This is a genomic window from Burkholderia sp. SRS-25 (assembly GCF_004343765.1).
Lineage (GTDB): Bacteria > Pseudomonadota > Gammaproteobacteria > Burkholderiales > Burkholderiaceae > Burkholderia > Burkholderia contaminans.
This window is the reverse complement of record NZ_PTXM01000025.1, coordinates 93,496-107,246: the sequence shown is the minus strand read 5'-3', so window position 1 is coordinate 107,246 and position 13,751 is coordinate 93,496. Positions and strand designations below refer to the sequence as shown.

At 67.8% G+C, this 13,751-nt stretch carries 13 protein-coding genes; 2 read left to right on the top strand and 11 right to left on the bottom strand.

The features are described 5' to 3' along the window. Nucleotides 1-2: 2 nt before the first annotated feature. The 7 genes from ruvA to C5O79_RS31410 all read right to left on the bottom strand — a co-directional run bounded on the left by ruvA (nucleotide 3) and on the right by C5O79_RS31410 (nucleotide 7,082). Complete coding sequence (gene ruvA, locus C5O79_RS31440; RefSeq protein ID WP_122473574.1) at nucleotides 3-584, bottom strand: Holliday junction branch migration protein RuvA; 582 nt, start codon at nucleotides 582-584, stop codon at nucleotides 3-5. A 155-nt stretch (nucleotides 585-739) separates the two neighbouring features. Beyond that, nucleotides 740-1,282 carry a crossover junction endodeoxyribonuclease RuvC gene (ruvC, locus tag C5O79_RS31435; RefSeq protein ID WP_039361444.1) on the bottom strand — a complete coding sequence of 181 codons (543 nt, stop codon included), beginning with the start codon at nucleotides 1,280-1,282 and terminating at the stop codon, nucleotides 740-742. A 154-nt stretch (nucleotides 1,283-1,436) separates the two neighbouring features. Then, nucleotides 1,437-3,002, bottom strand: coding sequence for a bifunctional phosphoribosylaminoimidazolecarboxamide formyltransferase/IMP cyclohydrolase (gene purH, locus C5O79_RS31430; RefSeq protein ID WP_046544950.1), 1,566 nt, complete (start codon nucleotides 3,000-3,002; stop codon nucleotides 1,437-1,439). A 44-nt stretch (nucleotides 3,003-3,046) separates the two neighbouring features. Continuing rightward, on the bottom strand, nucleotides 3,047-3,280 hold the full coding sequence (locus C5O79_RS31425; protein ID WP_006476892.1) for a Fis family transcriptional regulator: 234 nt from the start codon (nucleotides 3,278-3,280) through the stop codon (nucleotides 3,047-3,049). Next, nucleotides 3,277-4,344, bottom strand: a complete 1,068-nt coding sequence (gene dusB, locus C5O79_RS31420) for a tRNA dihydrouridine synthase DusB (protein ID WP_122473575.1) — start codon at nucleotides 4,342-4,344, stop codon at nucleotides 3,277-3,279. The genes C5O79_RS31425 and dusB overlap by 4 nt, the downstream gene beginning before the upstream one ends. Nucleotides 4,345-4,468: 124 nt before the next feature. Beyond that, the gene (locus C5O79_RS31415) at nucleotides 4,469-5,656 is read right to left on the bottom strand and encodes a UbiH/UbiF/VisC/COQ6 family ubiquinone biosynthesis hydroxylase (RefSeq protein WP_046544951.1); all 1,188 of its coding nucleotides are present in this window, start codon (nucleotides 5,654-5,656) and stop codon (nucleotides 4,469-4,471) included. A 40-nt stretch (nucleotides 5,657-5,696) separates the two neighbouring features. Beyond that, a complete protein-coding gene (locus C5O79_RS31410) occupies nucleotides 5,697-7,082 on the bottom strand; it encodes an aminopeptidase P N-terminal domain-containing protein (protein WP_046544952.1) in 1,386 nt (461 codons plus the stop codon). A 184-nt stretch (nucleotides 7,083-7,266) separates the two neighbouring features. On the opposite strand from C5O79_RS31410, the gene C5O79_RS31405 reads away from it, so the two are divergent. Next, entirely contained in the window at nucleotides 7,267-7,881 is a 615-nt protein-coding gene (locus tag C5O79_RS31405) for a glutathione S-transferase N-terminal domain-containing protein (protein WP_039361436.1), read from the top strand. A 111-nt stretch (nucleotides 7,882-7,992) separates the two neighbouring features. Here C5O79_RS31405 and C5O79_RS31400 read toward each other — a convergent pair whose 3' ends face one another. The 4 genes from C5O79_RS31400 to C5O79_RS31380 form a co-directional block, all read right to left on the bottom strand. Further along, nucleotides 7,993-9,612, bottom strand: a complete 1,620-nt coding sequence (locus C5O79_RS31400; RefSeq protein ID WP_046544953.1) for an FMN-binding glutamate synthase family protein — start codon at nucleotides 9,610-9,612, stop codon at nucleotides 7,993-7,995. A 401-nt stretch (nucleotides 9,613-10,013) separates the two neighbouring features. Further along, the gene (mnmA, locus tag C5O79_RS31390) at nucleotides 10,014-11,177 is read right to left on the bottom strand and encodes a tRNA 2-thiouridine(34) synthase MnmA (RefSeq protein ID WP_047851607.1); all 1,164 of its coding nucleotides are present in this window, start codon (nucleotides 11,175-11,177) and stop codon (nucleotides 10,014-10,016) included. Then, a complete protein-coding gene (locus C5O79_RS31385; protein WP_046544955.1) occupies nucleotides 11,174-11,683 on the bottom strand; it encodes an NUDIX hydrolase in 510 nt (169 codons plus the stop codon). Before C5O79_RS31385 ends, mnmA begins: the two co-directional genes overlap by 4 nt. 88 nt (nucleotides 11,684-11,771) lie before the next feature. Continuing rightward, nucleotides 11,772-12,692 carry a LysR family transcriptional regulator gene (locus C5O79_RS31380; RefSeq protein WP_122473576.1) on the bottom strand — a complete coding sequence of 307 codons (921 nt, stop codon included), beginning with the start codon at nucleotides 12,690-12,692 and terminating at the stop codon, nucleotides 11,772-11,774. Between the two features lie 80 nt (nucleotides 12,693-12,772). Between C5O79_RS31380 and C5O79_RS31375 the strand changes: the two genes are divergently transcribed. Further along, nucleotides 12,773-13,696, top strand: coding sequence for a carbon-nitrogen hydrolase family protein (locus C5O79_RS31375; RefSeq protein ID WP_046544957.1), 924 nt, complete (start codon nucleotides 12,773-12,775; stop codon nucleotides 13,694-13,696). The last annotated feature ends 55 nt before the right edge of the window (nucleotides 13,697-13,751 follow it).

The following is a 13,751-nucleotide window of genomic DNA, read 5'->3' as shown; positions in this document are numbered from 1 at the left end:
CGTTACACCTTCGACAGCGCCTTCAGTGCGAGCTTGATGCCTTCGGATACGCCGGTGCCGGCCGGCACGTTCTTGATCGCGGCGAGGCCTTCCTTTTCGGAATAGCCGAGCGCGAGCAGCGCGTTGAGGATGTCGGTCGCGTGGTCGGACGGCGAGGCGGCGCCGGCGAGCGTGCCGAGATCGGCGCCGAGCTTGCCCTTCAGTTCGAGCAGCAGGCGTTCGGCCGTCTTCTTGCCGATGCCGGGCAGGCGTGTGAGGCGCGCGGCGTCCTGCATCGTCACGGCCTGCGCCAGTTCCTGCACGCTCATGCCGGACAGCACGGCGAGCGCCATGCGTGCGCCGATGCCGGTGATCTTCAGCAGCTCGCGGAAGGTCGTGCGTTCCTGCGGCGTCAGGAAGCCGTACAGCAGGTGCGCGTCCTCGCGGACGATCTGCTGCGTGAGCAGCACGACCCGTTCGCCCGTTTGCGGCAGGTTGTAGAAGGTGCTCATCGGCACGTCGATCTCGTAGCCGACGCCGTTGCAGTCGACGAGCAGGTGGGGCGGGTTCTTTTCGAGCAGGATGCCGGCGATGCGACCGATCATGGATGGCTTGATGCGAGGAAGAAAGCGCGAGTGTAGCGCACGTGCGGCGCGATGCCGACGGACTCGGCCATCAGGGCGGGGCGATGCACGGCGCGTGTGCATCGCGCGCGGGCACGGCGGCCGATCCGGCGTGCCGTGTGAAGGGGGCGCCGGTGTCAGCCGACCAGCCGCCCGCGCCGCACGCGCAGCCCTTTCTTCGCGAGCGCCGGCGCGAGGCCGCCGAGCGTGCTGAGCGTATCGCCGCCGTGCGCGTGGCAGATCGCCATGCCGAGCGCGTCGGCCGCGTCGGAGCCCGGTTGTCCGGAGAGGTTGAGCAGCCGCGTGACCATTTCCTGCATCTGCGTCTTGGTTGCGCGGCCGTAGCCGACCACCGCCTGCTTGAGTTGCAGCGCCGTGTATTCGGCGACCGGCAGGCCGCCCGCGACGAGCCCGCAGATCGCGGCGCCGCGCGCCTGGCCGAGCAGCAGCGTCGACTGCGGGTTCACGTTGACGAACACCTTTTCGATCGCGGCCTGGTCGGGGGCGTGCTCGCGCACGATGGTCGAGACGCCCTGGAAGATCGTGCCGAGCCGGGTGGCCAGATCGGCCGTCGGCGTGCGGATCACGCCGCTCGTGACATAGGCGAGCCGGTGGCCGCTGACGTCGATGACGCCAAAGCCGGTGACGCGCAGGCCGGGGTCGATGCCGAGAATTCGCATGAGTGAGGAGAGTGGCGTGATGCAGCGATACTACAACGATTGGTGCGGCAAGCCGGTCGCCCGGTCGTGCGCGAAGGCGCCGCGCAATAAAAAACCCGGCGGGGGAGATGCCGCCGGGTTGTCGTGCAGCGGCCGCGCGGGCCGCATGCCGTGATCAGTGACGGAAGTGGCGCACGCCCGTCAGGACCATCGCGATGCCGTGTTCGTCGGCCGCCGCGATCACTTCGTCGTCGCGCATCGAGCCGCCCGGCTGGATCACGCAGGTCGCGCCGGCTGCCACGACGACGTCGAGGCCGTCGCGGAACGGGAAGAACGCATCCGATGCCACGGCCGAGCCGGCCAGCGTCAGGCCTGCGTTCTGCGCCTTGATGCTCGCGATGCGCGCGGAATCGACGCGGCTCATCTGGCCGGCGCCGACGCCGAGCGTCATGCCGTTGCCGCAGAACACGATCGCGTTCGACTTCACATACTTCGCGACGCGCCACGCGAACAGCAGGTCGTCCATTTCCTTCGCGGTGGGCTGGCGCTTCGTGACGACGCGCAGCTCGCTCGGTTGCACGTTGCGCGAATCGAGCGACTGCACGAGCAGGCCGCCGCCCACGCGCTTCAGGTCGAATGCGTTATGGCCGTCGCCGAGTGCGATCTCGAGCAGGCGCACGTTCTGCTTCGCGGCGAACACCTGCTTCGCGGCGTCGGAGAACGACGGTGCGATCAGCACTTCGACGAACTGCTTCGCGACAGCCTGGGCAGCCGCTTCGTCGACTTCGCGGTTGAACGCGATGATGCCGCCGAACGCCGACGTCGGGTCGGTCTGGAATGCCTTCGCGTACGCGTCGGCCGAATCGTTGCCGACTGCAACGCCGCACGGGTTCGCATGCTTGATGATCACGCAGGCCGGTGCGTCGAACGTCTTCACGCATTCCCACGCTGCATCGGAATCGGCGATGTTGTTGTACGACAGTTCCTTGCCCTGCAGCTGGCGGTAGTTTGCCAGCGCGCCGGCCGGCGTCGCGAGGTCGCGGTAGAACGCGGCGCTCTGGTGCGGGTTCTCGCCGTAGCGCAGGTCCTGCACCTTGTCGAACGCCATGTTCAGCGTGGCCGGGTACGCGCTGCGCGACGCGTGCTTCAGCTCGTCGGTCAGGCTCGTCAAGTAGTTCGTGATCGCGCCGTCGTATTGCGCGGTGTGCGCGAACACCTTCGTCGCGAGGCGGAAGTTGGTCGCGTAGCCGACCGCGTTGCCGTTCGCCTTCATTTCATCGAGCACGACCGCGTAATCGGCCGGATCGACGACGACCGTCACGTCGCGGTGGTTCTTCGCGGCCGAGCGCAGCATCGTCGGGCCGCCGATGTCGATGTTCTCGATCGCGTCGGCGAGCGTGCAGTCGTCCTTCGCGATCGTCGCGACGAACGGGTACAGGTTCACGACGAGCAGGTCGATCGTCGGGATGCCGTGCTGCTCCAGCGCCTGCATGTGCTCGGGCAGGTCGCGGCGGGCGAGGATGCCGCCGTGCACCTTCGGGTGCAGCGTCTTCACGCGCCCATCGAGCATTTCCGGGAAGCCCGTGTAATCAGCCACTTCGGTCACGGGCAGGCCGGCGTCGGCGAGGAGTTTCGCGGTGCCGCCCGTCGACAGCAGCTTGACGCCGAGGTCGGACAGCGACTTCGCGAAGTCGACGATGCCGGTCTTGTCGGAAACGGAAATGAGCGCTTGCTTGATCATGATGGAACCACCAATAGCCAGGGAAACGGGGACGGGACGGCTGCCTACAGCAGGCCGTGCTGCTGCAGCTTCTTGCGCAGCGTATTGCGATTGATGCCGAGGTACTCCGCGGCGAGCGACTGGTTGCCGCCTGCCTGTACGAGCACGACCTCGAGCATCGGCTTTTCGACGCAGGACATCACCATTTCATAGACGTCGTGCGGATTGGAGCCGTCTAGATCCCGGAAATACACGTCCAGGCTCTCGCGGACACATTGTTCGATGTTGTGCTTGCTCATGCTGCTAACTGGTTATGGTCGTCCGACTCGCCCTGGCCGTTTTCCTCTTCGTCATCGACGTAGACGAGGTGGTCCGACAGCGCCTTTTGCGCCTCGAAGAATGCATTGACGGCGGCGAGCTGCTCGCGGGTGGAATCGAGCGTGTTCATCCTGTGCCGGAACCCGTTGGCACCGGAAAGGCCGCGAGTGTACCAGCCGATGTGCTTGCGCGCAGTACGGACTCCCGTGAATTCACCATAGAAAGCGTAATGGTCTTCCAGGTGTTCGTTCATCACGTGCTGGATCTCGTCGATCCGCGGCGGGGGCAGCAGCTCGCCGGTTTGCAGGAAATGATCGATTTCACGGAACAGCCACGGCCGGCCTTGCGCGGCACGACCGATCATCAGGGCGTCGGCGCCGGTGGTGTCGAGCACGGCCTTCGCCTTCGCGGGCGACGTGATGTCGCCGTTCGCGACCACCGGAATCCGCACCGCCGCCTTCACGGCGGCGATGGTGTCGTATTCGGCGTCGCCGCGGTACAGGTCGGCGCGCGTGCGGCCGTGCACGGTGAGCATCGAGATGCCGGCGGCTTCGGCCAGGCGCGCAACCGTGATCGCGTTCTTGTGCTCGCGATCCCAGCCGGTGCGGATCTTCAGCGTGACGGGCACCGCATCGGGCCCGGTGCCGACGGCCGCGACGACGGCCTCGACGATGCGCTGCACGAGCGGCTCGTTCTGCAGCAGCGCGGAGCCGGCCGCGACGTTGCAGACCTTCTTCGCCGGGCAGCCCATGTTGATGTCGATGATCTGCGCGCCGTTGTCGACGTTGTAGCGGGCCGCTTCGGCCATCATCGCCGGATCGGCGCCGGCGATCTGGACCGCAATCGGTTCCACCTCGCCTTCGTGGTTCGCGCGCCGCATCGTCTTCGCGCTTTTCCACAGCTGCGCGTTGGACGCGACCATCTCGGACACGGCGTAACCGGCTCCCAGCCGCTTGCAGAGCTGGCGGAACGGACGATCCGTCACGCCGGCCATCGGCGCGACGAACAGGTTGTTACGCAATACGTGAGGGCCGATAACGGGCATCGCAATGGCACCGCCCGCGGCGGGCGCGGGCAGGGAAAGGGCAGACGGAAACGCGCATTTTACCGTATTCCCATGCCCCGCCGATTTGACCCGGTTTGAGTGGCGCGACTGTGCGCGCCGCGGGTCAGTTGCGCTGGCCGAACATCATCTGGCGCGCAATCACCTTCTTGAGCGGCGGCACGAACTCCAGCGCGGTGAGCGCGGCGCCGCGCAGCAGCGGGAGCGGGCCCGAGTCGATCGTGAACAGGCGTGCCAGCGTGTCGGTCGCGCCGATCGTGAAGCGTCGGTCGAGTGCGCGGCGCGCGTTGAAGGTGGCGAGTGCGGTTGCTTCGAAGCCTTGCGCGGACAGCGTATCGACGAGCGTATGCGCATCGCGCAGCCCGAGGTTGAGCCCTTGGCCCGCGACGGGGTGCAGGGTTTGCGCGGCATTGCCGACGATCGCGACGCGGCCGTTGACGAGCGTCTGCGCGGCGCTCAGGCCGAGCGGGAACGATGCGCGGCCCGCGATCGCGACGAAGTCGCCCATGCGTGCGCCGAATGCGGTGCCGAGCTCGCGCAGGAACGCATCGTCGGGCAGCGCGGCGCGGCGCGCCGCTTCGTCGGGCGTGCAGCACCAGACGAGCGCGTACTCGGCCTGGCGCGGTCCGCCGAGCGGCAGCAGCGCGAGCGGGCCTTCGTGCGTGAAGCGTTCCCATGCGACGTTCGGGCGCGGCGCCGATACCGTGACCGTGCCGACGATCGCGGTCTGTCCGTAGTCGCGGCGATGTTTGCCGGCGTCGGCCTGCTGTTCGTGGAACAGGCCACCTTCGGCATTGATGACGACGCGTGCGCGCAGCGTACGCTCGCCCTGCGGGCCATCGAGCGTCAGCGTGACGCCGTCGGCATCCTGCTGCGGCGCGCGTGCGGTGGTCGACGTGAGCCAGTCGACGCGCGTGCCGCGCACGGCACCCGCGAGCGCCTGCACGAGCGAGCCGTAACGCACGACATAGCCGAGCGCGGCGACGCCGTGCTCGTCGCGGTCGATCAGCGTGCGGCCGAAATGGCCGCGCTGCGAGACGTGGATATGTTCGATCGGCGTGGCGTCGGCGGGCCACGCGAGCGTGTCGAGCAGCACGCGGCTGCCGTGCGACACGGCGATTGCGCGCGGATCGTTCGTGCTCGCGGCCGGTTCGCGTGCATCGATCAGTGCGATCGATGCGTGCTGCGTGGCGCTGCGGCGCGCGAGCCAGCCGGCGAGCGCGAGCCCGACGGGGCCCGCGCCGACGATGGCGAGATCGTAGTCCGGCGTGGCCGGGGAGGAGGCGGTCGTCATCTTGATTCGTGAAACGGAAGTAACGGTCGGCGGCAGCCGGTCATGCGCCCGCGCGCATCAGCGCTTCGATCTCGTCCGCCGCGACGGGCACGCCGCGCGTGATCAGCTCGCAGCCGTGCTCGCGCACGATCGCGTCGTCCTCGATGCGGATGCCGATGTTCCAGTACTCGGGCGGCACGTCGTCGGCGGCGCGCACGTACAGGCCGGGCTCGATCGTCAGCGTCATGCCGGCTTTCAGCGTGCGCCACGGCAGCGCGCCGTTGCCGTCGCGTTCGGCGAGCCGCTCGCGGTAGTCGCCGCAATCGTGCACGTCCATGCCGATCCAGTGGCCGGTGCGATGCATGTAGAAGCGGGCGTAGGCGCGCTCGGCGATCACGTCGTCGACGTTCGAGAAGCGCGTTTTCGGGATGATGCCGGTGTCGAGCAGCCCCTGCGCGAGCACGCGCACGGCAGCGTCGTGCGGCGCCTCGAACGGCACGCCGGCGCGCGTCGCGTCGATCGCGGCCTGCTGCGCGGCGAGCACGATGTCGTACAGCGTACGTTGCGCGGGCGAAAAGCGCCCGTTGGCCGGGAACGTGCGCGTGATGTCCGACGCGTAGCCGTCGAGTTCGCACGCGGCGTCGATCAGGATCAGGTCGCCATCTTGTGCGGTCGCGTTGCCGGCCGGGTAGTGCAGCACGCATGCGTTGGCGCCGGCCGCGACGATCGAGCCGTACGCGGGCGACTGCGCGCCGTGCTTGCGGAATACGTACAGCAGCTCGGCCTCGAGTTCGTATTCGCGGATGCCGGGGCGGCACGCCTGCATCGCGCGGCGGTGCGCAAGTGCGGAGATGTGCGCGGCGCGCATCATGATCGCGAGTTCGTGTTCGTCCTTCACGAGCCGCATGTCGTCGAGCAGCGGCGTGAGGTCGAGCATCGCGTCCGGTGCGGCGACACCCGTGCGCGCCAGCGCGCGCACCGCGTCGAGCCAGCCTGCGAGCTGACGCTCGAAATCGGCCGAGGCGCCGAACCGGTAGTGCACGGTGCCCGCGTCGGCGAGCAGGCGCGGCATCTCGGTATCGATCACGTCGACCGCGAACGCCGCATCGAAGCCGAATGCGTCGCGCGCGGCTTCGGGCCCGTAATGGAAGCCTTCCCAGATTTCGCGGTCGGCATTCTTGCCGCGGCAGAACAGGATCGACTCCGGCGCGCCGTGCGGCGCGGCCGCGTTGAGCACGAGCACGGCATCCGGCTCGCTGAAGCCTGTCAGGTAGTGGAAGTAGCTGTCGAACCGGTACGGATAGTCCGTATCGCGGTTGCGCGGCACTTCCGGCGCGGTGGGGACGATGGCGACGCCGCCGCCGGCGGCACGCAGTGCGGCAAGCACGCGTTCACGGCGCTGGCGGTAGACGTCGACGGCGATGGCGGTATCGAGGGGCGCGTTCATTCGTGCGATTGTAGCGCCGCGGGACGCCATGCGTGAGAGAGGGGGCGGGAAGCCGCCCCGGAAGGCCCGCGCGGCGGTTGTTGCAAACCATCCACAGGCCGTCCGGGCGATTTTCTGTCGCGCGACGCTGGCCGGTTATGATCGGCGACAACGTATACTCTCGGCGGTTCCCTTAAAAAGGCAGATGATGAAATTAATCGGTTCGCTCAGCAGCCCGTACGTCCGCAAGGCGCGGATCGTGCTGGCTGAAAAGAAGATCGACTACAAGCTGGAGCTCGAGAACGTGTGGGCGCCGGAGACGGATATTCATGCATCGAATCCGCTCGGCAAGGTCCCGTGCCTCGTGATGGAGGATGGTGCCGCGGTGTTCGATTCCCGCGTGATTTGCGAATACGTCGATACGCTGTCGCCGGTCGGCAAGCTGATTCCGCCGTCGGGCCGCGAGCGCCTCGAGGTGCGGTGCTGGGAAGCGCTGGGCGACGGCGTGATCGACGCGGCGGTCGCGATTCGCGTCGAACATACGATGCGCGACGAGGCGCAGCGCAGCGCGAGCTGGATCGCGCGCCAGCAACGCAAGATCGACGACGGTCTCGTCGCGATGTCGCAGGGCCTCGGCGGCAAGACGTGGTGCGTCGGTAATCATTACACGCTCGCCGACATCGCACTCGGCTGCGCGCTCGGCTATCTCGACTTCCGGATGCCCGAGCTCAACTGGCGCGATCGCCACCCGAACCTCGACAAGCACTTCGCGAAGCTGCTGCAGCGGCCGTCGTTCGCCGACACGCTGCCGCAGAACTGAACCGCACGCGACGCATTCACGCGATTACGCATTCGGCAGACAAAAGAAAAGCGCCCCGCGGGGCGCTTTTCTTTTTGCCGGGCCGCCCCGCGGCGGGGGCGGGGGCCCGCGTCATTCGATCGACGCGTACACGGCTTCGCCGAGCGTGAACGAATCGCTGCGCGCAATCGGCCACCACTTGTCGTACAGCGAGAAGCCGCAGGTCTGGCCGTCGAGCAGCGCGCCGGGCTTCAGGTACTTCAGCAACTGCGACATCAGCCGCACTTCATGCGGCGCGACCCGCTGCACGATGTGATGTGCGCGCAGCTCCGACGGATGCGCGAGGCCGGCTGCCTGCACGAGCTCCTGCAGCGCGTGCAGCGTATTGCGGTGGAAGTTGTACACGCGGTCGGCCTTGTCGGGCACGACGAGCGCGCGCTGGCGCACCGGGTCCTGCGTCGCGACGCCGGTCGGGCAGCGATCGGTATGGCAGTGCTGCGCCTGGATACAACCGACTGCGAACATGAAGCCGCGCGCCGAGTTCACCCAGTCCGCGCCGATCGCGAGCGTACGCGCGATGTCGAACGCGGTGATGATCTTGCCGCTCGCGCCGAGCTTCACGCGATCGCGCACGCCGATCCCGACGAGCGTGTTGTGCACGAGCAGCAGCCCTTCCTGCAGCGGTACGCCGACGTGGTCGGTGAATTCGAGCGGCGCCGCGCCCGTGCCGCCTTCCGCGCCGTCGACGACGATGAAGTCCGGCACGATGCCGGTTTCGAGCATCGCCTTCGCGATCCCGAAGAATTCCCATGGATGGCCGATGCACAGCTTGAAGCCGGTCGGCTTGCCGCCCGACAGCGTGCGCAGCCGTTCGACGAATTCGAGCAGCCCGCGCGGCGTCGAGAACTCCGAGTGCGTCGCGGGCGAGATGCAGTCCTTGCCCATCGGCACGCCGCGCGTCTCGGCGATTTCCGGCGTGATCTTCGCGGCCGGCAGCACGCCGCCGTGGCCGGGCTTCGCGCCTTGCGACAGCTTCACCTCGATCATCTTGACCTGCGGATCGGCGGCCTGCTTCGCGAACTTGTCGGGGTTGAACGTGCCGTCGTCGTTACGGCAGCCGAAGTAGCCGGACGCGATTTCCCAGATGATGTCGCCGCCGTTTTCGCGGTGGTACTTCGACAGCGAGCCTTCGCCCGTGTCGTGCGCGAAACCGCCTTTCTTCGCGCCGAGGTTCAGCGAGCGGATCGCGTTCGCGGACAGCGAGCCGAAGCTCATCGCCGAGATGTTGAAGATCGAAATGTCGTACGGTTGCGCGCGGTTCGCGCCGACGCGGATACGGAAATCGTGGTTCGGCAGCTTCGTCGGCGCGAGCGAGTGGCTGATCCATTCGTGCGCGACGGCCTTCACGTTCAGCTCGGTGCCGTACGGCCGGTTGTCGGCGACGTTCTTCGCGCGCTGGTAGACGAGGCTGCGCTGCGCGCGCGAGAACGGCTTCTCGTCGGTGTCGTCCTCGACGAAATACTGGCGGATTTCAGGTCGGATGAACTCGAACAGGAAGCGGAAGTGGCCCCAGAGCGGGTAGTTGCGCAGGATCGCGTGGCGGTCCTGCTTCAGGTCGTACAGGCCGAGGGCGACGAGGGCGACGGGAATGATGATCCAGAACCAGGAAAGCACGTGGATCGAGGCGAGCGCGGCCGAAGCGACGAGCAGCAGGACGGCGCACCACATCGCCAGATAGCGTCGTGAAAGCATGGGGACTCCTAGGGTCTATTCATGTATGGAACGCACATGCGAATGCCCGAAATCGCTCGCAGAGCAAGGAGTGAGGAGCGCCGTTTGGCGCAGCCAAACAAGAGACGAACGACGCCGCCATGCGGGCAATTTCGGGCATTCCCGTGGAATGAATTTGTAAATTTTGGGGTTGCCACGAGAAGGGCCGCTCGCCGCGTTGCGCTCCTTGCGAATACCTCAGTATTCGCAGTGTCGCGCGCCTCGCGAGCGGCCCTTCTCGTGGCAACGCATGCGCGTTCCATACATGAATAGACCCTGCATCTTGAAATGCCGCCATGCGTACGCTGCGCGGCGACACGCCGACCGCCGCGGAATCGTGTTCCGCCGGGCGCGGCGTGCCGCAAGTCTAAACCGAATAGGTGTCAGCGTGCTTCGGCGAGCACCTGCGCGGGGCCGCCCGCCGAGGCGGCCTGACCGGGCTGGCCGGCGGCCGCGGATTCGATGATCCCGCCGCCGAGGCAGATCTCGCCGTCGTACAGCACGGCCGACTGGCCGGGCGTGACGGCCCACTGCGCGTCGTCGAACGCGAGCGAGAAGCGTGCTTCGCCAGCCGGGCCGGGCGTGGCGGCGCCGAATGCGCACGCCGCGTCGGCCTGCCGGTAGCGCGTCTTCGCACCGCACGCGAAACCTTCGGCCGGCGGTTCGCCGGCGACCCAGCTCACGTTGCCGGCGACCAGCTCGCGCGCGAGCAGCCACGGATGATCGTGGCCCTGCACGACGTACAGCGTGTTCGACGCGATGTCCTTCGCGGCGACGAACCACGGATCGCCGTTGCCGGTCTTGCTGCCGCCGAGGCCGATGCCCTTGCGCTGGCCGAACGTGTAGAACGCGAGGCCGATGTGCTCGCCGACGACCTTGCCGTCCGGCGTCTTCATCGGGCCGGGTTTGGTCGGCAGATAGCGGTTCAGGAAATCGCGGAACGGCCGTTCGCCGATGAAGCAGATGCCGGTGGAATCCTTCTTCTTCGCGTTCGGCAGCCCGATCTGCGCGGCGATCTCGCGCACCTTCGTCTTCGGGATCTCGCCGAGCGGGAACATCGTCTTCGACAGTTGCGCCTGGTTCAGCCGGTGCAGGAAGTACGACTGGTCTTTCGTGTGATCGAAGGCCTTCAGCAGTTCGAAACGCCCGTCACGCTCGCGTACGCGCGCGTAGTGGCCGGTCGCGATCATTTCCGCGTCGAGCGACATCGCGTGATCGAGGAACGCCTTGAACTTGATCTCGGCGTTGCACAGCACGTCGGGGTTCGGCGTACGGCCGGCCGAGTATTCGCGCAGGAATTCGGCGAATACACGGTCCTTGTATTCGGCCGCGAAGTTGACGGCTTCCACGTCGATGCCGATCAGGTCGGCCACCGACACGACGTCGATCCAGTCCTGGCGCGTCGAGCAGTATTCGCCGTCGTCGTCGTCTTCCCAGTTCTTCATGAACAGGCCGACCACGTCGTAACCCTGTTCCTTGAGCAGCCACGCGGTCACCGACGAATCGACGCCGCCCGACATGCCCACCACTACACGGCGCTTGCTCATTTGTTGACCGCCTGACGTTCGAATGCTTCGGGGCGCGGTGCGACCGAATGCGTGTGCACGAAATCGAGCGGAATGCGCCGCCCGGCGAGGTAATCGTCGACGCAGCGCATTACCGCGGGCGAGCGATGGCGCTCGCTGCAGGCGCGCAGTTCATCGGCGGTCATCCACAGCGTGCGGACGATGCCGTCGTCGAGCGTGTGGCCCGCGATCGGCTCGCCCGCCGCGCCGCAGAACGTGAAGCGCAGGTAGGTTGCACCGGCGGTGCCGGGACGGTCGTAGTGCGCGAGATAGACGCCGACGAGCGCGTCGGGCGTGAACGGGTGCGCGGTTTCCTCGAGCGTTTCCCGGATCACGGCGTCGGCCAGCGTTTCGCCGGCTTCGAGATGGCCTGCCGGCTGGTTGATGCGCAGGCCCGACGAGGTTTCTTCCTCGATCATGAGAAAGCGGCCGGCGTGCTCGACGAGCGCGGCGACCGTCACATGCGGGGTCCAGATTTCAGGTTTCATGGTTCGGCATTTTACCGGTTGCGCCCGAACGCTGCCGGTCGCTGCGCTAAACGAATCGGACCCTTTGAATTCGTCCGTCTTGTCGATTTCACGGTGCGACGAGATGGGCGACGCATGCGGCGATCGAGTCGCGTACGCGCACGATCGCCGGGTCGCGCTGCGTGCTCGTGCGCCAGCCGATTTCGACCGGGTAGTGCGGCAGGTCGACCGGGCATGCGAGCGCGCGCAGCGGGGTGGATTGCGCGATCGCGCGCGCCGCGTGCGCGGGAATCGTCGCGATCGCATCGGAGCCGGCGAGCAGGTACGGCAACGCGGCGAAATGCGTGGTCGACGCCGCGACGTGCCGCTTGTGGCCGAGCGTGGCCAGCGCCTCGTCGACGATCCCGATCACGCCGCCCGACGATACGAGCAGGTGGTCGCGCCGCAGGAAATCGGCGAGCGTCAGCGTGCGCGGCGGCCGCTCGCGGGCGGCCGGGTCGATCAGGCACGCGTAGCCGCCCGTCGCGACCGCGCGCCGGCTGAGCCCGTTCGCCGAGAAGCCGCCGGATGCGATGGCAAGGTCGACGCCATGGCGCAGCAGCGCGTCGCCGGCGATGCCGCTGTGCGTCTGGCGGAAGATCAGCCGGATGCCGGCGGCTTCCCGCGCGACGGCGTCGATCAGCGCGCGGCCGAGCGCGATCTCGAAGTCATCCGACAGCCCGATCGAGATCGTGCGGCCGAGGCGGTCGCCGCCGTCGGCCGCGATCGCGAGGCTTTCGCGGCAACGGTCGAGCGCGTCGGACAGGATCGGCTTCAGTTCGTCCGCGCGCGGCGTCGGCGCGAGCCCGCGGCCGGTGCGCACGAACAGCGGATCGGCATAGATCACGCGCAGCCGCGCGAGCGCCGCGCTCACCGCCGACTGCGTGAGGCCGAGCCGCAGCGCCGCGCGACTCGCGCCGCCTTCCTCGTACAGCGCCTCGAACACCTTCAGCAGGTTCAGGTCGAGGCCGGCGATATCATCTGCATTCATGACACTTATCGTTCTATCGATTTGATCGATGACATCATATCGATAAAGATGGCGTTACCTCATTCACCGGAGACGCCTTCATGTCCACGTCAGTCATCGCCGCGCTGCAGATCGGCGCATCGCCCGCCGGCACGCGCGCCACGCTCGACACGATCCTCGGCTACGAAACCGCGATCCGCGACAGCGGCGCGTCGCTCGTCGTGCTGCCCGAGGCCGTGCTCGGCGGCTATCCGAAAGGCGAGATCTTCGGCACGCGGCTCGGCTACCGGCTGCCCGAGGGCCGCGACGCGTACGCGCGCTATGCCGCGCAGGCGATTGACGTGCCGGGGCCCGAAACCGACGAGCTGGCCGCGCTGTCGCAGCGCACGGGCGCAAGCCTCGTGGTCGGCGTGATCGAGCGCGGCGGCAGCACGCTGTACTGCACGGCGCTGTTTTTCGATCCGCGCGACGGGCTCGTCGCGAAGCATCGCAAGCTGATGCCGACCGGCACCGAGCGGCTGATCTGGGGGCAGGGCGATGGCTCGACGCTGCCCGTCGTCGACACGGCCGCGGGCCGCGCGGGCGCCGCGATCTGCTGGGAGAACCACATGCCGCTGCTGCGCTGCGCGATGTACGCGAAGGGCGTGCAGATCTGGTGCGCGCCGACCGTCGACGAGCGCGACGTCTGGCAGAGCTCGATGCGGCATATCGCGCACGAGGGGCGCTGCTTCGTCGTCAGCGCGTGCCAGGTGCAGCCGTCGCCGCGTGCGCTCGGCATCGACGTGCCGGGCTGGGATCCTGAGCGGCCGCTGATCCGTGGCGGCAGCGTGATCGTCGGGCCGCTCGGCGACCTGCTGACGGAGCCGCTGATCGGCGAAGCCGGGCTCGTGACCGCGCGTATCGATACCGATGAACTCGTGCGGGCGCGCTACGACTTCGACGTGGTCGGGCATTACGCGCGCCCCGACGTGTTCTCGCTGCACGTCGACGAGCGGCCGAAGCGGACGGTCGTGTTCGGCGGGTAGGGAGCGGAGGTGAGCCGGGCGCCGTGCGGCAGCGCGGCGCGCGAACCGCGGCGGC

Excerpts from the sequence above, each read along its gene's own strand:
- ruvA (WP_122473574.1), bottom strand. The coding sequence starts at position 584 with ATGATCGGTCGCATCGCCGGCATCCTGCTCGAAAAGAACCCGCCCCAC.
- ruvC (WP_039361444.1), bottom strand. The coding sequence starts at position 1,282 with ATGCGAATTCTCGGCATCGACCCCGGCCTGCGCGTCACCGGCTTTGGC.
- purH (WP_046544950.1), bottom strand. The coding sequence starts at position 3,002 with ATGATCAAGCAAGCGCTCATTTCCGTTTCCGACAAGACCGGCATCGTC.
- C5O79_RS31425 (WP_006476892.1), bottom strand. The coding sequence starts at position 3,280 with ATGAGCAAGCACAACATCGAACAATGTGTCCGCGAGAGCCTGGACGTG.
- dusB (WP_122473575.1), bottom strand. The coding sequence starts at position 4,344 with ATGCCCGTTATCGGCCCTCACGTATTGCGTAACAACCTGTTCGTCGCG.
- C5O79_RS31415 (WP_046544951.1), bottom strand. The coding sequence starts at position 5,656 with ATGACGACCGCCTCCTCCCCGGCCACGCCGGACTACGATCTCGCCATC.
- C5O79_RS31410 (WP_046544952.1), bottom strand. The coding sequence starts at position 7,082 with ATGAACGCGCCCCTCGATACCGCCATCGCCGTCGACGTCTACCGCCAG.
- C5O79_RS31405 (WP_039361436.1), top strand. The coding sequence starts at position 7,267 with ATGATGAAATTAATCGGTTCGCTCAGCAGCCCGTACGTCCGCAAGGCG.
- C5O79_RS31400 (WP_046544953.1), bottom strand. The coding sequence starts at position 9,612 with ATGCTTTCACGACGCTATCTGGCGATGTGGTGCGCCGTCCTGCTGCTC.
- mnmA (WP_047851607.1), bottom strand. The coding sequence starts at position 11,177 with ATGAGCAAGCGCCGTGTAGTGGTGGGCATGTCGGGCGGCGTCGATTCG.
- C5O79_RS31385 (WP_046544955.1), bottom strand. The coding sequence starts at position 11,683 with ATGAAACCTGAAATCTGGACCCCGCATGTGACGGTCGCCGCGCTCGTC.
- C5O79_RS31380 (WP_122473576.1), bottom strand. The coding sequence starts at position 12,692 with ATGAATGCAGATGATATCGCCGGCCTCGACCTGAACCTGCTGAAGGTG.
- C5O79_RS31375 (WP_046544957.1), top strand. The coding sequence starts at position 12,773 with ATGTCCACGTCAGTCATCGCCGCGCTGCAGATCGGCGCATCGCCCGCC.